General features: G+C 69.5%; 19 protein-coding genes, 1 tRNA gene and 1 pseudogene. 15 read left to right on the top strand and 6 right to left on the bottom strand.

Annotation, left to right across the window (positions count from 1 at the left end; translation table 11 throughout):
- Positions 1-137 precede the first annotated feature (137 nt).
- The 14 genes and pseudogenes from ACFQE0_RS09095 (at position 138) to ACFQE0_RS09160 (ending at position 13261) form a co-directional block, all read left to right on the top strand.
- Positions 138-1109 carry a beta-ribofuranosylaminobenzene 5'-phosphate synthase family protein gene (locus tag ACFQE0_RS09095; RefSeq protein ID WP_378968923.1) on the top strand — a complete coding sequence of 324 codons (972 nt, stop codon included), beginning with the start codon at positions 138-140 and terminating at the stop codon, positions 1107-1109.
- A 96-nt stretch (positions 1110-1205) separates the two neighbouring features.
- Positions 1206-2099, top strand: a complete 894-nt coding sequence (locus ACFQE0_RS09100) for an NADP-dependent methylenetetrahydromethanopterin/methylenetetrahydrofolate dehydrogenase (RefSeq protein ID WP_378968925.1) — start codon at positions 1206-1208, stop codon at positions 2097-2099.
- 11 nt (positions 2100-2110) lie between these two features.
- Entirely contained in the window at positions 2111-3265 is a 1155-nt protein-coding gene (locus ACFQE0_RS09105; protein ID WP_378968927.1) for an ATP-grasp domain-containing protein, read from the top strand.
- Positions 3262-4236 carry a methenyltetrahydromethanopterin cyclohydrolase gene (mch, locus tag ACFQE0_RS09110; RefSeq protein WP_378968929.1) on the top strand — a complete coding sequence of 325 codons (975 nt, stop codon included), beginning with the start codon at positions 3262-3264 and terminating at the stop codon, positions 4234-4236. Before ACFQE0_RS09105 ends, mch begins: the two co-directional genes overlap by 4 nt.
- A gap of 6 nt (positions 4237-4242) precedes the next feature.
- Complete coding sequence (locus tag ACFQE0_RS09115; protein ID WP_378968932.1) at positions 4243-5151, top strand: ATP-grasp domain-containing protein; 909 nt, start codon at positions 4243-4245, stop codon at positions 5149-5151.
- A 13-nt stretch (positions 5152-5164) separates the two neighbouring features.
- Positions 5165-6007, top strand: coding sequence for a triphosphoribosyl-dephospho-CoA synthase (locus ACFQE0_RS09120; RefSeq protein ID WP_378968934.1), 843 nt, complete (start codon positions 5165-5167; stop codon positions 6005-6007).
- Between the two features lie 234 nt (positions 6008-6241).
- Positions 6242-6754: a 5,6,7,8-tetrahydromethanopterin hydro-lyase gene (gene fae / locus ACFQE0_RS09125; protein ID WP_378968937.1), complete on the top strand. Its 513-nt coding sequence runs from the start codon at positions 6242-6244 to the stop codon at positions 6752-6754.
- 368 nt (positions 6755-7122) lie between these two features.
- A complete protein-coding gene (locus ACFQE0_RS09130) occupies positions 7123-7437 on the top strand; it encodes a polyhydroxyalkanoic acid system family protein (protein WP_378968939.1) in 315 nt (104 codons plus the stop codon).
- Positions 7438-7517: 80 nt separating this feature from the next.
- Positions 7518-7748, top strand: coding sequence for a hypothetical protein (locus ACFQE0_RS09135; RefSeq protein WP_378968941.1), 231 nt, complete (start codon positions 7518-7520; stop codon positions 7746-7748).
- Positions 7749-7892: 144 nt separating this feature from the next.
- A pseudogene (locus ACFQE0_RS09140) lies at positions 7893-9700 on the top strand (ATP-binding cassette domain-containing protein).
- 73 nt (positions 9701-9773) lie between these two features.
- Positions 9774-11657 (top strand): BON domain-containing protein, encoded by a 1884-nt coding sequence (locus ACFQE0_RS09145; protein WP_378968943.1) that lies wholly within the window; start codon positions 9774-9776, stop codon positions 11655-11657.
- Positions 11654-11926, top strand: coding sequence for a hypothetical protein (locus tag ACFQE0_RS09150; RefSeq protein WP_378968946.1), 273 nt, complete (start codon positions 11654-11656; stop codon positions 11924-11926). Before ACFQE0_RS09145 ends, ACFQE0_RS09150 begins: the two co-directional genes overlap by 4 nt.
- Before the next feature lie 34 nt (positions 11927-11960).
- Positions 11961-12599, top strand: a complete 639-nt coding sequence (locus ACFQE0_RS09155; protein ID WP_378968948.1) for a YidB family protein — start codon at positions 11961-11963, stop codon at positions 12597-12599.
- Between the two features lie 491 nt (positions 12600-13090).
- A complete protein-coding gene (locus tag ACFQE0_RS09160; RefSeq protein WP_378968950.1) occupies positions 13091-13261 on the top strand; it encodes a hypothetical protein in 171 nt (56 codons plus the stop codon).
- 152 nt (positions 13262-13413) lie between these two features.
- Here ACFQE0_RS09160 and fabF read toward each other — a convergent pair whose 3' ends face one another.
- The 4 genes from fabF to fabD form a co-directional block, all read right to left on the bottom strand.
- On the bottom strand, positions 13414-14673 hold the full coding sequence (fabF, locus tag ACFQE0_RS09165; RefSeq protein WP_378968953.1) for a beta-ketoacyl-ACP synthase II: 1260 nt from the start codon (positions 14671-14673) through the stop codon (positions 13414-13416).
- Between the two features lie 91 nt (positions 14674-14764).
- Complete coding sequence (locus ACFQE0_RS09170) at positions 14765-15004, bottom strand: acyl carrier protein (RefSeq protein WP_007559070.1); 240 nt, start codon at positions 15002-15004, stop codon at positions 14765-14767.
- Between the two features lie 277 nt (positions 15005-15281).
- A complete protein-coding gene (fabG, locus tag ACFQE0_RS09175) occupies positions 15282-16019 on the bottom strand; it encodes a 3-oxoacyl-[acyl-carrier-protein] reductase (RefSeq protein WP_378968957.1) in 738 nt (245 codons plus the stop codon).
- 20 nt (positions 16020-16039) lie between these two features.
- Positions 16040-16972, bottom strand: a complete 933-nt coding sequence (gene fabD, locus ACFQE0_RS09180; RefSeq protein ID WP_378968960.1) for an ACP S-malonyltransferase — start codon at positions 16970-16972, stop codon at positions 16040-16042.
- A gap of 181 nt (positions 16973-17153) precedes the next feature.
- On the opposite strand from fabD, the gene ACFQE0_RS09185 reads away from it, so the two are divergent.
- On the top strand, positions 17154-18134 hold the full coding sequence (locus ACFQE0_RS09185; RefSeq protein ID WP_378968962.1) for a bestrophin family protein: 981 nt from the start codon (positions 17154-17156) through the stop codon (positions 18132-18134).
- On the opposite strand, the gene ACFQE0_RS09190 is transcribed toward ACFQE0_RS09185, so the two are convergent.
- Positions 18094-18306 carry a hypothetical protein gene (locus tag ACFQE0_RS09190; RefSeq protein WP_378968964.1) on the bottom strand — a complete coding sequence of 71 codons (213 nt, stop codon included), beginning with the start codon at positions 18304-18306 and terminating at the stop codon, positions 18094-18096. The two genes, ACFQE0_RS09185 and ACFQE0_RS09190, sit on opposite strands and share 41 nt — an antisense overlap.
- 274 nt (positions 18307-18580) lie before the next feature.
- Positions 18581-18658: transfer RNA gene (locus tag ACFQE0_RS09195), tRNA-Pro, on the bottom strand.
- Positions 18659-18726 lie beyond the last annotated feature (68 nt).

Genomic DNA, 18726 nt, shown 5'->3' on the forward strand with positions numbered 1-18726 from the left:
GTTTGCCTTCATCGAACGCATCCGGCAAGGGCTCTTCGCCGGGAAACCCCCACTCGCCGGGAGCGGTTGCCCCGCCGGAGCTACCGTGTGAGAAGCGCGCCGGATTCGCCGCGAGGACCGGGAGGAAGGGGATCGCCGTGACCGACGCCCCCGATCCCGATACCGGCACCGTGCGCATCGAGGCGCCCGCGCGGCTGCATTTCGGCTTCCTCGACCTGCATGGCGGCCTCGGCCGCCGCTTCGGCAGCGTCGGGCTCGCCATCGATTCGCCCTCCCTGTCGCTGACGGCGCGCCGTGCCGCCTCCCTTCACGTCGAGGGAGAGGAAGCCGAGCGCGTCCGGCGCTACGCCATCGCGGCAGCCGACCATCTCGGCATCGGCACGGAGGTGTCGCTGCGCCTCGAACGCGCCATTCCCGCCCATGCGGGGTTCGGTTCGGGCACGCAGCTCGCGCTGGCCGTCGCGGCGGCCCTGGCGCGGCTCGCCGGAAAGCCGTTCTCGCCGGAGGATTTCTCCAACGCCCTCGATCGCGGCAACCGCTCGGGCGTGGGATTGCGGGCCTTCACCGAGGGCGGGCTCATCGTGGATGGCGGGCGCGGGGCCGATTCCGCTCCGCCGCCGGTCATCGCGCGCTTGGCCTTCCCGGAGGCGTGGCGGCTGGTCCTGATTCTCGACACCTCGATGGCGGGCGTCCACGGCACGCGGGAGGTCGAGGCGTTCCGCGATTTGCCGCGCTTCCCCGAGGCGCAGGCCGCCGAGATCTGCCGCATCGTCCTGATGCAGGTGCTTCCAGCCTGCGTGACCGGCGATGCCGACGCCTTCGGCGCGGGCATCACCCGGATGCAGGATCTGGTGGGAGATCATTTCGCTCCGCACCAGGGCGGACGCTATGCCAGCGCGGCGGTGGCCGGGGTGCTGGAAGAGGCTGCGCGCCGGGGCGTCGCGGGCTACGGGCAGAGTTCATGGGGCCCGACGGGCTTCCTGCTGGCGCGCTCCGAGGAGGAGGCGCATCATCTCGTCACCTCCCTCGACAGGGGCGGCCCGTTGCGGTTCCTCATCGCGCGCGGTCGCAACACGGGTGCAACGGTCGCCGGGGGGATCCGCGCCTGACGCGGGTCCGCTTCGCTTGACCGGGGCGCCGGTGGAAGACTTCCTTGAGGGAAACGCCTGTAAAAGGGCTGAAGCACGACAAAAGGGAGAGGTCGAATGGCCCGCTCGATCCTGCATATGCTCACGCCGCTCCGGCACATGAGCCCGTTCGACGTGAACATGGCCGTCGATGCCGGCTTCGAGACCCTGGTCACCTATACCGAGGTGAGCCTGTCCGACGTGGTCTCGCTGACCCAGGATTCAATCTTCTCCCGCTCGCCGCAGGACGGCACCCGCACCGGCATCTTCATCGGCGGCAAGAACGCCGAGGACGCCCTCGACATGGTCGACCGCGCGAAGAAGGCCTTCGTGCCGCCTTTCGTGAACCACGTCTTCGCCGACCCGGCGGGGTCCTTCACCACCGGCGCGGCCATGGTGGCCCAGGTCTCCCGCGCACTCCGTGTGAAGTTCGGCACCGATCTGAAGGGCAAGCGGATCGTGATCTTCGGCGGCGCGGGCGTGGTCGCCTACGTGGCGGCGGTGATCGGCGCGCTGGAAGGTGCCCAGACCGTCCTCGTCGGGCATGACGGCGAGGAGCGCGTGTCCAAGATCGCCTTCACCATGAAGTGGCGTTTCGGGGTCGAGGTCGGCGCCGTGGACGGCACCACCCCGGCCGACCGGCGCAAGGCGATCCAGGATGCCGACGTGATTCTCTCGGCCGGTCCCGCCGGCATCCCGATCCTCACGGCGGACGATCTGGCCCACGCGCCAAAGCTCCTCGTCGCTTCGGACGTCAACGCGGTGCCGCCCGCCGGCATCGCCGGGATCGACGTGAACGCGGTGGATGTCGAACTGCCCGGCGGCCGCGGCTTTGGCATCGGCGCCCTGGCGGTGGGCAACGTGAAGTACCAGACGCAGCGTCGCCTGTTTCAGCGGATGCTCGAATCGGACACGCCGCTCTGCCTCGATTTCCGCGACGCCTATCCTCTCGCCGTCGAGATCGCCGGCTGATCCGGGCCCGGATGGGGGATGCGATCCTGATCGCGGCGCAGTCCGGCCGTGCCCTCGCTCAGGCGGCGCGGCGGGCGGGCCTGCGCCCCTACGTGGCCGATCTGTTCGGGGACGACGACACCTGCGAACTCGCCGAATCAGTCCGGGTGATGCCCGGCCGGTTCGGCCGGGGCATGGTGCCGGAGGCCGCGCTGCACGCCATCGACGCCCTGGCGGACGAGGCGGGGGCGAGCCTCGGGCTCGTTCTGGGGAGTGGCTTCGAGGACGATCCCGGCCTCATCGCGGAACTCTCGCGGCGGCACCGTCTCCTCGGCGCTTCGGCCGAATCGGTGGCGCTGCTGAAGGACCCCTTCGCCTTGGCCGCCCTCTGCGCCCGGCTCGGCATCCCCCATCCCGCCGTCACCACGGAGGCGGTCGCGGATCCGGCGAACTGGGTGATGAAGGCCATGGGCGGTTCGGGCGGCGGCCATATCCGCGCCGCGAGCGAGGCGCCGCCGGAGCCCGGCCATTACCATCAGGCCCGCGTCGCCGGTCGGCCGTACGCGGTGAACTTTCTCGCCGGGGTGGGACGGATCGAGGTGCTGGCGGTGACGGCACAATGGGCCGCGCCCGCGCCGGATCGCCCGTTCCGCTACGGCGGCGCGCTGGCCTTCGCGGCGGGCGAGCCGCATCCGCTGCCGGGCCCTCTCCGTGATTCGGTGATCGAGGCAGCCCGGCGGATCGCTAGGGCGACCGGTTTGACCGGCCTCGCCAGCGCGGATTTCCTCAGCAACGGGGCCACGTGGTGGCTCACCGAGATCAACCCGCGCCCGGGTGCGACCCTTGACCTGCTCGACCGCCGCGCCGTGCCCCTGCTCGCCGCCCATGTCGAGGCATGCGTTTGCGAGGGCGCGCCGCTGTCAATTGGCTCGCCGCCGGAGGATGCGGCAGCCTCAGCGATCTGTTACGCCCTCGCGGACCATGCGCCGGTCCCGGCCGTCGCGTGGCCCGCCCATATCCGCGACCGGCCCGCCGCCGGAAGCACCGTGCGGCGAGACACGCCGCTCTGCACCGTCTTCGCCACCGGTGCCGACGGCGAATCGGCCCGCGCCGCCCTCGCCCTGAGGACGGAGCGGCTGCGGTCGGCCCTGAACGAGAACACGAGAACCGAGGAAGCCCGAGTATGAGCGACAGCCAGAGCCACCCGAGCCTCAACGCCCTGAGCGGCCCCCTGGTCGAGCGCCTTGTCGCCGATGCGCAGGCCCTGCGGCTTGCCGTCTCGCAGGCGCCGGGCGGTGCGCGGATGGTGGATGCGGGTTCGACCGCGCGAGGCTCGATCGAGGCCGGACGGCGGATCGCGGAGATCTGCATGGGCGGTCTCGGCACCGTCACGGTGGTGCCCACCGGCCCGGTCGCTTCCTGGCCCTACACGCTCACGGTCCACTCGGCCGATCCGGTGCTCGCCTGCCTCGGGAGCCAGTATGCGGGTTGGAGCCTCGCGGACGAGACCGGCGGCACGGGCTTCTTCGCCCTGGGCTCCGGTCCCGGCCGCGCCGTCGCCGCCGTCGAGGAGCTTTACGGCGAACTCGGCTACCGCGACACCGCCACCAAGACCGCCCTCGTGCTCGAATCGGCCGGTGGGCCGCCCGAGAGCGTGGTCGCCAAGGTCGCCGAGGCGTCGAACGTGCGCCCCGAGGACCTGACCTTCATCTTCGCCCCGACCCAGAGCCTTGCGGGCTCCACCCAGGTCGTCGCCCGCGTGCTCGAAGTGGCCCTGCACAAGGCGCACACGGTCGGGTTCGACCTGCACGCCATCCTCGACGGCATCGGCTCGGCGCCGCTCTCGCCCCCGCATCCGGACTTCATCAAGGCCATGGGCCGCACCAACGACGCCATCATCTATGGCGGGCGGGTGCAGCTCTTCGTGGATGCGGACGATGCCGATGCGAAGCAACTCGCCGAGCAGCTTCCCTCCACCGGCTCGGCCGATCACGGCGCGCCCTTCGCGGAGATTTTCTCGCGGGTGAACGGCGATTTCTACAAGATCGACGGCGCCCTGTTCTCCCCGGCCGAGGCCATCGTTACCTCGGTGCGCACAGGCGCGACCTTCCGCGGCGGTCGCCTGGAGCCGTCCCTGGTCGAAGCGTCCTTCGCCTGAGCCGCGATGAGGATCGCCCTCGCGGCCGATAACGGCAACTGGCACAAGTCCCGGCTCCTGGCGGCGCTGCGGGCGCAGGGCGTCGAACCGGTGTTGTTCTCGCTGGCCGACGTCACCATCGAGACCGGCGCCGGAGAGCCCCTGCGGGTGCCGGGCTTCGACGGCGCCCTGCCGGACGGGGTACTCCTGCGGACCATTGCGGGGGGCACCTTCGAGGCCACGACCATGCGGCTCGGGGTGCTTCACGCCCTGGTTGCGGCGGGCTGCGTGGTGTGGAACTCGCCCTCCGCCATCGAACGCTCGGTGGACAAGGCGGCGACGTCTCTGCTCATCGCCCGCGCGGGCCTGCCGACGCCGCAGACCTGGGTGGTTTCCACCCGCGAGGCGGCCTCAGGTGTCGCCGCGCGGGAGGCAAGGCCCGGCAATCCCCTCGTGCTCAAGCCGCTGTTCGGCTCGCAGGGGGAAGGGCTCGCCTTGATCGAGCGGCCGGAGGATCTCCCGGAGGAAGAAGCGGTCTCGCGGGTCTATTACCTGCAACGCTACGTCCCCCGGCGGGACGGGCTGTGGCGCGACTACCGCGTGTTCGTGTGCGACGGGCGGGCCATCGCGGGGATGATTCGCGAAGGTGATGGCTGGATCACCAACGTTCACCGGGGCGGCCGCCCGCTGCCCTGGGCCATGCCCGCCGCCGCCGCCGAACTGGCTGAGGCCGCCGCCGCCGCCGTGGGTGTCGCCTATTCCGGCGTCGACCTCGTGGAGGACGGGGAGGGCGGCTATGCCGTACTCGAAGTGAACTCCATGCCCGCATGGTCCGGTCTCCAGACCGTCTGCGAGACCGATATCGCGGCGAGCGTGGTGCGCGGCTTCCTCGCGGCGGTGCGGGGGCAGATGCGTCCGCGCCTCGTGGTTGCCTGACAGGTCGCCTGACTTGCCATCAGACTTGGATCCAGCCCGGATCGCCGATCTCTACCGGTCGGCCTGCCTTGCGGAGCTCGATGCGCTGAAGGTCGGCAACGTCCATTCCTATGCCGCCGGGCACCGGATGGAGGTGGCCGACTTCGCCCGCAGCGCCGAGGTTTCGGCCCCGGCGCTCGCCCGGGCGGATGCTGGGATCGGAGCGCGGGTTTTCGCGGGCGTCGCCGCCACACGCGAAGCGGTGGGGCAGAACACCAATCTCGGTATCCTGCTTCTCTGCGCCCCTCTGGCTTTCGCTGCCGAGCACGGCGTGACCCTGGTCCAAGCCCTCGATAGGCTCGGGTCGGAGGATGCGCGCGATGTCTTCGCCGCCATCCGCCTCGCCTCGCCGGGAGGGCTCGGGCAGGCCGCGCGCTACGACGTGACCACCGAGACGGCCGAAACGCCACCGCTTCTCGCCGCCATGGCCGAGGCGGCCCCACGCGACCGGATCGCCCGCGCCTACGTCACCGGCTACGAAGACGTGCGAATCGTCGGTTTGCCGGCTTTGGCCGCAGCCGAAGCCGCGGGGCTCGACGAGTCCTGGCGCGCGAGCACCGTTCATCTCGACTATGTCAGCGCCTTCCCCGACAGCCACATCCTTCGGAAGCACGGGGAGGCCATCGCCGAGGAGGTTCGCGCCGAGGCCCAGCGTCTCAAGGCGGGGATCGACATGGTGGCGAAGCCGGTCGCGCAGCTGCTCGCATTCGACGCGGTTCTGAAGGAGCGAGGCATCAATCCGGGGACCAGCGCCGACTTCACCGTCGCCACGCTGTTCTGGCAGGCGCTGATCGAGGCAGGCGCTCGGCTGGCCTGAACCCCTCCCGGTTCGCGCCGTTCCTACGCCGGCATAAAGATATTCCTCAAAATCAGGGCGTTGCGCGCCTTGTGACAGCAGGGGCCCCGCTGTAGGGTCCGCCGCGCTATCCGGCCCAACCGGCCCAGCCAGCTCCCCCGGGGGCCTGCGGGGCGCCGATAACAAGGATGGCTTTTCGGCAGCGGCTCAGCCCGGCGCCGCAGCCTCTTTAACGGATTCAGGGAGAGACACCGAATGGCGAAGATCAACAAGGTCCTGGTCGGCGAGGCTCTCGTCGGCGATGGCAACGAAGTCGCCCACATCGACCTCATCATCGGACCGCGCAACTCGCCGGCCGAGACGGCCTTCTGCAACGGCCTGATCAACAACAAGCACGGCTTCACCAGCCTGCTCGCCGTGATCGCGCCGAACCTGCCGTGCAAGCCGAACACGCTGATGTTCAACAAGGTCACCATCAACGACGCCCGTCAGGCCGTCCAGATGTTCGGCCCGGCCCAGCACGGCGTTGCCAAGGCTGTGCAGGATTGCGTGGCCGAGGGCATCATCCCGGCGGACGAGGCCGACGACCTGTACGTGCTGGTCGGCGTGTTCATCCACTGGGAAGCGGCCGACGACGCCAAGATCCAGCAGTACAACTACGAGGCCACCAAGCTGTCGATCCAGCGCGCTGTAAACGGCGAGCCGAAGGCTTCCGTGGTCACCGAGCAGCGCAACTCGGCCAAGCACCCCTTCGCCGCCAACGCTTAGATCGGGGACGGCCCTGGGCAGAGCGCACCTCCGCCCGCACCGCGGGGTCTGCTCCAGCGGCTGGCTTCGATCTTCCTCGGCCGTTAAGGCGTGACGCGAGAGACCGGGATCCGGTTTTTCGCTGAGCGATGCTGAGGAAAACAAGGACACGCTGACGCCCGTGAGGGTGACAGCGTGGTCCGGGCGGTGCTCCGCCCGGGGCGTTTCAGGGTTGGGCCGAAGGCCCCGACGGAACACGACTCAACGGGGTGGCGCGAGCCATCCCGTTTTTCGTTTTCGCCGCCTTCGTTGCCGGGGAAGCGGGGCGACCCCATGTGTGGGACGCGTTCCCCGTCACGCGCTCCCAGCGCCCAACTCCGGTTGCCCCGATGCCGAAGCCCCTCATCGTCGACATTCCGCACGATCTCGGACAGGCCGAGGCCAAGCGCCGCCTCGTGGAAGGTACCGAACAGGCCCGTGCCATGCTCCATAAGAGCGGTATTACCATCGATCAGCTCGGCTGGAGCGGCGACCGGCTCGATTTCGGCGTCTCGGCCGTCGCCCAGAAGGTGGCGGGGACCATCGATGTCGGGCCCGAGAGCGTCCGCCTGGAGGTCAAGCTGCCGTTCCTGCTCGCCCTGTTCGCGGAGAAGATCCAGAAGGTCGCGAGCAAGGAAGGAAACCTGCTTCTCACCAAGAAATAGGCGGAACATCCGGCATTCGCGGGCCGTTCGCTGGTCCAAGTCGGCCCCGCGTGAAGGGGCCCGCAGCGAGGAGGCCCGCCATGGCGAATCCGTCGAATCCCGGCACCATCCCCGAGGTGCCGCAGCCCGCGCCGACCCCGGCGCCGGACACGCCCTACGATCCGCCGCAGGTGCCGACGCCCAGCCCCGCGCCGGAAATCCCCGGCAACACCCCGGCCGAGGCACCGGGCATCCACCCGCCGGAGATTCCGGTGAACGATCCCGGCAGCCAGCCGATCAGCCCGCCCGGCCCGGCCAATCCGACGGCGTGAGTCCCGCCGTCATTGCGAACGCAGTGAAGCAATCCAGGGCGACGCCCCGTTGGGTGAGGACGCCTCCGCCCCTGGATGGCTTCGCGAGGCTCGCAATGACGGTGAGTGTTTGAAGAGCCAGCGCGGCGCTGCCATAAGCTCGCCATGGCCGCACCCCCGCTTCTCACCCTTCAGGATGCCGCGCTGACCTTCGGCGGTACGCCGCTGATCACCCGCGCCGACCTCACCATCGCCCCCGGCGACCGGACCTGCCTCGTCGGCCGCAACGGCTCGGGCAAGTCGACGCTGATGAAGATCGCCGCCGGGCTCGTCGAGCCGGACAAGGGGCACCTCTTCGTCCAGCCGGGCACGACGATCCGCTACCTCGCGCAGGAGCCGGATTTTTCGGGCTTCTCCACCACCCTCGACTTCGTGGAAGCGGGCCTCGCGCCCGGCGATCCGGTCCACCGTGCCCGCTATCTCCTCGAAAGCCTCGGCATGACCGGCGAGGAGGACCCCACCAAACTCTCGGGCGGCGAGGGTCGCCGCGTGGCGCTCGCCCGTGCGCTCGCGCCCGAGCCCGACGTGCTGCTCCTTGATGAGCCGACCAACCACCTCGACCTCCCAGCCATCGAGTGGCTCGAATCCGAGTTGAGGGGCATCCGCGCCGCCCTCGTCCTGATCAGCCACGACCGGCGCTTCCTCTCGTCCCTGTCGCGGTCGACGATCTGGCTCGACCGGGGCGAGACGCGGCGGATCGAGCAGGGCTTCTCCAGCTTCGAGGCTTGGCGCGATGCCTTCCTCGAGGAGGAGGAACGCAATCAGCACAAGCTCGAGCGCAAGATCGCCGACGAGGAGCATTGGCTCCGCTACGGCGTCACCGCCCGGCGCAAGCGCAACGTGCGGCGTCTCGGCAACCTCCACGCCCTCCGCAAGGACCGGCGTGATCATCGCCGTCCGGTCGGCTCGGTGAGCATGCAGGCGGGCGAGGCGGAATCCTCCGGTGCGCTGGTGATGGAGGGGCGGGGTGTCTCGAAATCCTATGGCGAGCGCCGAATCGTCGACACCCTGTCGCTCCGGGTAATGCGCGGCGATCGCCTCGGCATCGTGGGCGCGAACGGCGCGGGCAAGTCCACCCTGATCAAGATGCTGACCGGCGAGCCCAGCCCTGATTCGGGGGACATCGTGCTCGGCACCAACCTCAAGCCGGTGATCCTCGACCAGGGCCGCGCCGCCCTCGAACCGGGCATGACCGTCACCGATGTGCTCACGGGGGGCGGGGCGACAGCGTCGTCGTGAACGGTCGAAGCCGACATGTGATCGGCTACCTGAAGGACTTCCTGTTCTCGCCGGAGCAGGCCCGCACGCCGGTCTCGGTTCTCTCGGGCGGCGAGCGCAACCGACTGCTGATCGCCAAGGCCCTGGCGCAGCCGTCGAACCTGCTGGTGCTCGATGAGCCGACCAACGATCTCGATCTCGAAACCCTCGATCTGCTTCAGGAGATGCTGGACGATTACGAGGGCACCCTGCTCCTCGTGAGCCACGACCGCGACTTCCTCGACCGAGTCGTTGGCAGCGTCCTCGTCTCGGAAGGGGAGGGGCGGTGGGTCGAATATGCCGGCGGCTATACGGACATGCTCACCCAGCGCGGCAAGGGCGTCGAGGCGCGGGCCGTGGCGGGCAAGAAACCCGAGAAGGCCGAAAAGGGCGAGCCGCGTGAGCGCGCCGCCCCGCCAGCGGGCAAGGCGAAGCTCGGCTTTAAGGACCAGCACGAGCTGAAGACCCTGCCGGACCGCATCGCCAAGCTCGAGGCCGCGATCACGCAGCTTAAGGGCATCCTCGACGATTCCGGCCTCTATGCCCGCGACCCGGCGCGGTTCGAGAAGGCGAGTACGATGCTCGCCCAGGCGGAGACGGAACTCGCCGCCGCCGAGGACCGCTGGCTGGAACTGGAAATGCTGCGCGAGGGGTGAAACCCGCGCTCGCCCTCATGCTGCCGGAAACGGTCTGTGCTATAGGGGCGAGCCTTTCAGTCGGACCCCATCCGTGCCGCAGACCGAGACGTCCGCCCGAGCCCTGCGCCGCGTCGGCTGGCTGGTCGGCCTGGTGCCGCTCGCCGGCCTCTGGGCCGGTGTCGCCTTCTGGGCCGCGCCCGGCATCGCCACGCGGGTCACCGGCGAGGGCGAGGGGATCGCCGCCGCCACGGCGGCGGGGAACGGCGAGCCCTGGCTGCGCATCACCGCGCGGGGACGGGACCTCGTCGCCCTGGGTGAGGCGCCCGACGAGGCGTCGCGCGCCATCGCGCTCGCCCGGCTCAATGCCCTCGAAAGCCCCCGCCGCATCGTTCCCGAAATCGGCCTCGTGGAGACCGCCGCGCCGTTCCAATGGGCCGCCACCTGGACCGGGCATACCGGCGTGACCCTGGAGGGCAGCCGCCCTGTGGAGATCGGCCGCCGCGCCCTGGAGGTCGAAGTGACCGGAGCTATCGGCGCGGGCACGCCGTTGCGCGATGCCGCCCGCGCCGCCAAGGGCGCCCCGCCGGATTTCGCCGCCGCCGCCGCCTTCCTCGCCGCGCGCCTGCCGAGCCTCGCTCCCGGCGGTAAGGCCGTGCTCACCGACACGGTGCTCAGCCTCTCCGGCGAGGCCCTGGATCTCGCGGCCTACGATGCCCTGCGCAGCGCCCTGGCACGCCCACCGGAGGGTTTCAGCCTCGGCCGGATCGACGTCCTGCCGCCGCGCATCACCGAGTACCGCTTTGCCCTGGCCCGTACGGGAGCGGGCGTGACGCTCTCCGGTTTCGTCCCGTCCGAAGCCGTCCGCCAGGCGGCCCTGGCCCTGGCTCGTCTGACGACCGAGGGCGGCCGAGTGGAGGATCGTCTCCAGGCCGCACGCGGCCTGCCCTCGGGGGTCGATCCGCTGGTGTTGATCGACTTCATGGGCAAGTTCGCCGCGCTGATCCAGGCGGGCGAGGTTGCCTACGAGGGAGGCGCCGTCTCCGTGCGCGGCGATGCCATCGACCCGCAGGCGATCCCCGACGCACAGGCGCTGATGCGTGAGGCCCGCCCCGCCGGGATCGGCGCGGGCACCGTATCGCTGGTGGCGAAGCCTCTCTCGCCATACCGGGTCAGCCTGCGCCGCACGGCCGAGGCGGTGACGGTGAGCGGCCACCTGCCGGATGAGGAAACCCGCCGGAGGGTCCTCGCCGCCCTGCGCCAGAAGATCTTCCGCGAGCCTGTGATCGACCGGACCCGTATCGCGGAGGGCGCCCCCGCCGGGCTCGCTCCCGCGCTGGAAGCGGGCGTCGGCCTGCTGTCGACGCTGGCCACGGGCGAGGCGACGGTGATCGACCGGACCCTCAATTTGTCGGGTGAGAGCCTCTACCCCGAGGCTGCCGCCCGCGCGCCCGAGAAGGTCGCCGCCGTCCTTCCGCCCGGCTGGACGGGTGAGGTCGCCGTCGATGCGAAGGAGCCGGAGGCGCGACGCGACGGAGATTCGTGCCGTCAGGGCGTAGCCGCCGCCACTGCTACGGCGGATCTGCGCTTCCCCGTCGGCAGCACGGCCCTCACGCCCGCCTTCTACCCGGCCCTCGATGCCCTGGCCGCCCTGGCCAAGACCTGCCCGGACCTGAAGGTGGCGGTGTCCGGCCCCGCCGACCCGCCGGGTGCCAAGCCGCCGCCCTCCGATGATCCGAAGCCGCCGGAGAAGAAGACGGCTGCCAAAGCCAAGGCGGAGAAGGGCAAGGCGGAAAAGGAAAAGCCTGCCGAGCCCGTCGCCGAGGCCAAGCCGCCGGAGGACGAGACGTCCGGTCTCGCCCGGCAGCGCGCGCTCGCCCTGGTGGAATACCTGCTTCAGGCGGGGATGCGGCCGGGCCAGATCGCAGCCGGACCCGATAAAGGCGCGGGGCCCGCTACGGTGGCGCTGGCGCCGTGACGCTCCTCCTTTCCGCGTTCTGGCCCGGCCTTGCCGGGGCAGCGGCGCTTGGCGTCTTCGTGGGCTTTCTCTCCGGCTGGCCCACGGGCAAGACGGTGCCCCTCGGCCTTCTCAGCCTCACTGTGTTGCTGATGCTGCTCGCTGTCTTCCGGGTCGTGCCGGGGGCGGTCGGGCTCTGGCTCGAAGGCGCGGCGTTGATGATGCCGCTCTATCTCGCAGGCTGCGCCCTGGGCGCCCTGGGGAACCGAACCACCGGCACGGGCCGTTGAAGAGGCTCCGCGCGCACAGGAACGGGAGAGTGCCATGGGCATGCTGGAATCGGTGATCGGCGGCGTACTCGGCCAAGTCTTCGGCGGAAGTCGCCAGGGCGGGGGGATGTCGCCGCTGGTGAAGGCGCTGCTGATGCTGCTCCTCGCGAAGGGCGCCAGTGGTGGCTTCGGCGATATTTTCGGCCGTGGGCACCAGGGCGGCGAGCCCGGCCCCGAGGCGGACCGTTCCGGTGGACCGCAGCGCGCGCCGCTGCCGCGAGACGATTCGGGCGATATCGGCGGGTTCGATCAATATGGCGGGCGCCGCGACACCGGCCCGGCCTCTCAGGCGCCTCAGGACGATTCGCTGCCCGGCAGCGGCTTCGATGACCTGTCGGGCATGCTCGGTGGCGACGGTCCCGGCCGGCCGCAGGCGGAGGAGGTCGGCGGCCTCGGCCCCCTGGTGGATCGCTTCCGCAATGCCGGCCTGGGCGACGTGATCGGCTCATGGATCGGCCACGGCGCGAACCACGCGATCGACCCCAACCAACTCGAACAGGCGCTCGGCGGCGATACGGTCTCGACCCTGGAGCGCGAAACCGGCATGGATCGCTCCGCGCTACTCAGCGAGTTGGCGCAGGTGCTGCCTGAAGTGGTGCACCGCCTGACGCCCGACGGGCGGGTGCCGCGCTAGATGCATCGCACGGGATAAAGTTCGCTCTTGCAGTCCTCCACCTTAACCTAGGGGCTGGCCGAGAAGGTCTGCATTCCCCTCGCCCCGCTTGCAGGGAGAGGGGAACTCGCGCCTTTCCGGCCGGTCTCTGGGGTGAGGAGCGGGATCAGCGTGCCTTGCCCCTCCTACAGACGTGAGACATCAGCCTCCCCTTGGGAACGGATACCCGTTTCCCCTTGACCGTCCCCCGGTCCGGGGGCCTCTTGGCGGGTGGGGCGGTACGCGCCGCCCTGGGGTTGGGAAGCCCCTCACAAGACGGCTTGGAGCCCGCTGGCTTGGGTTCCGTTGTCCTTGACCCTTACGGTCGGGGAGCCTGCGACGCATGTCCAGGCGCTCCGGTGCTAAAGGTCGTAGGAGCCGGTCTTGTGCGGTTTTCCCACTCCCCGACTATGGGTGGTTCGAGGCTCGTTTGCGGGGGCGCACCGCGGACACGGGCCTTTCGGATACTGGGGATGACGAATCTTATCGAATCCACGCAACGCCTCGCGCTGCTCCGCGCTGCCGTCGAGGCCTTGCCTGCCTCCTGGCCGCAGGATCCGACCCGCTGCCGCATGCGGTTGATGCTGGCACACATCATGACGCTGCTCGCCCGGCACGCCGAGGGGCCGACGCGACGGATGTAAGGGCGGCGCGGACGGACGGGCGTTCCATACCCTCCGACGTCTCTGTGAACGGAACGAAGCCAACCAGGGACCCGCGATGTCCTGAGACGTCCCGCAGCCCTGGATGGCTCCGCTCGCTGAGACGGACCTGTCCGCGATCTGTCGGGGACGCCTCAGACCCGCCGCATCACCAGCGAGGCGTTGGTGCCGCCGAAGCCGAACGAGTTCGACAGCGCGATGTCCACGCGCTTGCGCTTGGCCTCGTGCGGAACGAGGTCGATCTTCGTCTCGACGCTCGGGTTGTCGAGGTTCAGCGTCGGCGGGATCACGCCATCGCGGATCGTCAGGACGGAGAAGATCGCCTCCACCGCGCCCGCCGCGCCGAGCAGGTGGCCGACCGAGCTCTTGGTGGAGGACATGGTGGCCGTGGCCGCCCCGTCGCCCAGCAGGCGCTCCACCGCCTTCAGTTCCAACTCGTCGCCCATGGGCGTCGAGGTGCCGTGGGCGTTGATGTAGTCGATATCTGCCGGGTTGATCCCGGCACGCTTCACGGCCGCCGTCATGCAGCGGAAGGCGCCATCGCCATCCGGCGAGGGCGAGGTGATGTGATAGGCATCGCCCGAAAGGCCGTAGCCGATCACCTCGGCATAGATCTTCGCGCCGCGCGCCTTGGCGTGCTCGTACTCTTCCAGCACCACGATGCCCGCACCTTCGCCCATGACGAAGCCGTCGCGGTCCTTGTCGTAGGGGCGGGAGGCCTTTTCCGGGCTGTCGTTGAAGCCGGTGGACAGGGCGCGGCAGGCCGAGAAGCCCGCGATGGAGAGGCGGTTCACCGGCGATTCGGCGCCGCCCGCGACCATCACGTCGGCATCGCCCAGCGCGATCAGGCGGCTGGCATCGCCGATGGCGTGCGCGCCGGTCGAGCAGGCGGTGACCACCGCATGGTTCGGACCCTTCAGCCCATGCTTGATCGAGACCTGCCCCGAGGCGAGGTTGATGATGCGGCCGGGGATGAAGAACGGCGAAATGCGGCGCGGCCCCTTGTCGTGCAGGGTCACCGAGGCGTCGTAGATGCCGCCGATGCCGCCGATGCCGGAGCCAATCAGCACGCCCGTGGCGCAGCGCTCGTCCTCGGTCTGCGGGTGCCAGTTCGCATCGGCCAGGGCCTCGTCGGCCGCCGCCACCGCATAGACGATGAACGGATCGACCTTACGCTGCTCCTTCGGGTCCATCGCGGAATCGGGGTTGAACGTGCCGTTCGTCCCGTCGCCGAAGGGGATCTGGCAGGCGATACGGCAAGGCAGATCGGCGGACTCGAAGCCCCGGATGGTCCCGGCGCCGCTATCCCCCGCGATCAGGCGGCTCCAGCTGTGTTCCACTCCGCTCCCGAGCGGCGTGACCATGCCTAGACCCGTGACCACAACCCTCCGCATCGCGTCCGTCCCGTTTTGACCCTTAAAAACGAAGAACGGCGCGGGGGCGAAACCGCCTCAACCGCGCCGCGTGAAAACTCGCGTCGACCCCTCAGGCGGCCGAGTTCTTCTCCAGGAACTTCACCGCGTCCCCAACCGTCTGGATGGTCTCGGCAGCGTCGTCCGGAATCTCGACGTTGAACTCCTCCTCGAAGGCCATCACCAGCTCGACGGTGTCGAGGCTGTCGGCACCGAGGTCGTCGATGAAGTTGGCGCTCTCGACCACCTTCTCGGGCTCCACGCCCAGGTGCTCGACAACGATCTTCTTCACGCGCTCAGCGATATCGCTCATCGGTCTTGCGTCCTCGTCCTTGCTGGTCTCTGTTCGCGTCTTTTTGTGTGCCGTGGCTCATCATGCCTGAGGGCGCTTCTGAGCCGGTGTTCGATCGCGCGTGTTTCGAGCTGAACCGGGTTATCCCCGAGTCAGGGGCCTTGGACTGAAAACCCGCTGAACCGTCAACCCCCTGTACGGCTGAACCGGGTGGTAGCACAGGGTTCCGGCCCTGGCGAGAGCCCGTTCACAAAGCGTTCAGAGGTGTGGTTTTTCAGTGCCTTGACCCCGTTTACACTCAGATCATTGCCATGCCGCCGTTCACATGCAGGGTCTGACCGGTGACATAGCCCGCCTCCGACGAGGCCAGGTAGAGCGCGGCGGCGGCCACTTCCGCGCCCTCGCCGAGGCGTCCGGCGGGCACGCGAGTCAGGATGCCCTCACGCTGCTTCTCGTTGAGAGCGTCGGTCATCGGCGAGGAAATGAAGCCCGGCGCGATGCAATTCACGGTGATTCCGCGCGAAGCCACTTCGCCTGCCAGCGCCTTGGTCAGGCCGACAAGTCCCGCCTTCGCGGCGGCGTAGTTGCCCTGGCCGGGGTTGCCGGTGGTGCCGACCACCGAGCCGATGCCGATGATCCGGCCATAGCGGCGGCGCATCATGCCCTTCACGGCGGCCCGCGACAGGCGGAAGGCGGCGGTGAGGTTCACGGCGATGACCGAATCCCACTCCTCGTCCTTCATCCGCATGAAGAGGTTGTCGCGGGTGATGCCCGCATTGTTGACGAGGATGTCGAGCGGGCCGATCGCCTCCTCGGCGGAGGGCACCAACGCCTCCACGGAGGCGGTGTCGGCGAGGTTCGCGGGCACGATCGCCGTACGCTCGCCGAGTTCGGCGGCCAGGGCCTCCAGCGCCTCGGCGCGGGTGCCCGAGAGGGCGACGGTGGCGCCCGCCGCGTGGAGGCTACGGGCGATGGCCCCGCCGAGGCCGCCGGTCGCGCCGGTGACGAGGGCCTTGCGGCCGGTCAGATCGAACATGGGTCGGGTTCCGTTCGTGTTCAGAGCGCGAAGGCGGCCACGTCGGCCGGAGTTCCGACCGAGACGGCCGTCGCGCCGGGGGCGATGCGCTTGACGAGGCCCGCAAGGACCTTGCCCGCGCCGAGTTCGACGAAGCTGTCCACCCCGGTCGCGGCCATGGCGGCGATGCTCTCGCGCCAGCGGACGGTTCCGGTGACCTGCTCCACCAGGGTGGTGCGAATCTCGTCGGGTCCGGAGACCGACGCAGCGGTGACGTTGGCGTAGAGCGGCACGCGCGGGGGGTTCAGGGTCACGGCCGCGAGCGCCTGTGCCATCCGCATGGCGGCCGGCGCCATCAGGCGGCAATGGAACGGCGCGGAGACGTTCAGCATCACCGCGCGCTTGATGCCCTTCGAGGGGGCAAGGGCGACGGCGCGCTCCACTGCGGCGCGGCTGCCGGAGAGCACCACCTGCCCACCGCCATTGTCGTTGGCGACATCGCAGATCTCGCCCTGCGCGGCCTCTTCGGCCAGGGCGTGGGCGCCGGTCAGATCGGTGCCGATCAGCGCGGCCATGGCGCCCGCACCCGGGGGCATCGCCGCCTGCATGGCCTCGCCCCGGATGCGCAGCAGGCGCGCGGCGTCGGTGATGGACAGGCTGCCTGCGGCGGCAAGCGCCGCGTATTCGCCGAGCGAATGCCCGGCGACGCAGGCGACGTCGCGGGCGAGGTCGAGGCCCTTCTCGGCTTCCAGCACGCGCAACGCCGCGAGGCTCGCCGCCATCAGGGCGGGCTGGGCGTTGGCGGTGAGGGTCAGCTCCTCCACCGGACCCTCGGCCATGAGATGGGAGAGCTTCTGGTTCAGGGCCTCGTCGACCTCGTCGAGCACGGCCCGTGCCTGCGGGAATTCCGCCGCAAGATCCTTGGCCATGCCGACGGCTTGGCTACCCTGACCCGGAAAGATGAGTGCGCGCATCGCTGCCGCGGCGCCCGGCGCCGCCCCCTCCTGGGTGCCCCTCCCGGCGCGGCGGAGACCCCTTCGTTAACGAAGGCGGCGCAGTCGCACCCGTTGCGGCGCGTTGTCAACAACGCGGCGCACAATCGAGGCGATGATCACGGAGGCTGCCAAGCGCTCGCGCCCGTGTCAGAGAACGGGGATGATCGTTCGCCCGCGCCCCACGCTCGTCACTGTCATGTTCGCCCTGCGCGGCTCCATCCTACCGCAGGTGGCGCCGACGGTGATCACGCTCACCGCCTTCTCTGTGGTGGTGGTCGCCGCCGAGCAGCGCTGGCCCTGGGCCTTCCCTGTCACCGCCGGGGTCGGGCCCTTCACCTTGATCGGCCTCGCTCTGTCGATCTTCCTCAGCTTCCGCAACAACGCCTGCTACGACCGGTGGTGGGAGGCGCGGAAGGTCTGGGGATCGCTCATCGTCGAGACGCGCGGCCTCGCCCGGACGATCCCCGCGCTGCTGCCCGGCGAGGAACATGCCGCCCTGCGCCGTGCCTGCCTCCTGAGGGTGCTCGCCTTCACCAGCGCCCTGCATGCCTGCCTGCGCGGCGGCGACGAGGCAGAGGCGGCCGCCCCATGGCTGCCGGAGAAAGAGGCCGCGTCCCTGCGTGAACGGCCGAGCCCCGTGGATGCCACGCTCCGCCCGATGCTTGCGGATCTCGCGGCGGCGATGCAGGCGGGGGCGCTGACCGACGTGCTGTTCGGGCTACTCGAGCGAAAGGTCTCGGATCTCTGCGCGATCCAGACCGCCTGCGAGCGGATCCGCCATACCCCGGTCCCCTTCGCCTACACGCTGCTCGTCTACCGCACGGCGTGGCTCTATTGCCTGTTCCTGCCGGTCGGGCTCTCGGGCTCGCTCGGCTGGGCGACACCCTTCGCCGTGGCGCTCGTCACCTACACGTTCTTCGGGCTCGACGCCCTGGGCGACGAACTGGAGGAGCCGTTCGGCACCGCGCCGAACGATCTCCCCTCGATGCGATGCTGCGCACCGTCGAGCGGACTGTGCTCGACGCCCTCGGCGACCCGCTGCCGCCGCCCGTCGCGGCGGACCGCTACTGGCTGCGGTGAGGCGCGCAGCGTCGCGATCCTCATTGCTGCCAGCGGTAAATGTCGAAGACGGTCTGTTTGAGCCTGAACCAGCGAGCGCCGGTTTTCGCGTCGTGCCCGTTCGTGCCGAAGGATTTCGCGATCTGACGAACCAGACGGTTTGCCAGGGTTACACTGTCGATGTCGTAGGCGATCAATTCCGGAGGACGGCTCGTCCCGGCCTTCCGCTCTCGAATGAAAATGGAATGCGGCATTGAGATCACCTCTTGAAGATGGCGATGCCTGCTAACGTGAAGCAAATTCCGATGTTCATTTTGAAAAGACGCATGGGTTAATACATAGAATTGCATCCAATTGCCTGAAAGGCAAAATGTCTGAAATCTAACTTGTATTGATTTAGGGCAGCGCGAAACGCCGAGCCCAATCTCCCGCCCGAGCCAAGCTCAGAGGGCGGAGGAAGCGTCCAGGCGGATTCTCGATGGATTGGCGGGCCCGCCGGTTATTCGGGCCCTGTCCCTTCGAAGAGAATGGTCGGAGTGGCGGGATTCGAACCCACGACCCCTAGTCCCCCAGACTAGTGCGCTAACCGGGCTGCGCTACACTCCGACGCCCCGAAGGGTCCGCGGCTCTTAGCGTCTCCGGAGCGCACAAGGCAAGCCCTGAAACGCAACTCG

This window comes from Methylobacterium komagatae, assembly GCF_042661665.1.
In the GTDB taxonomy this organism is placed as follows: Bacteria; Pseudomonadota; Alphaproteobacteria; order Rhizobiales; family Beijerinckiaceae; genus Methylobacterium; species Methylobacterium komagatae.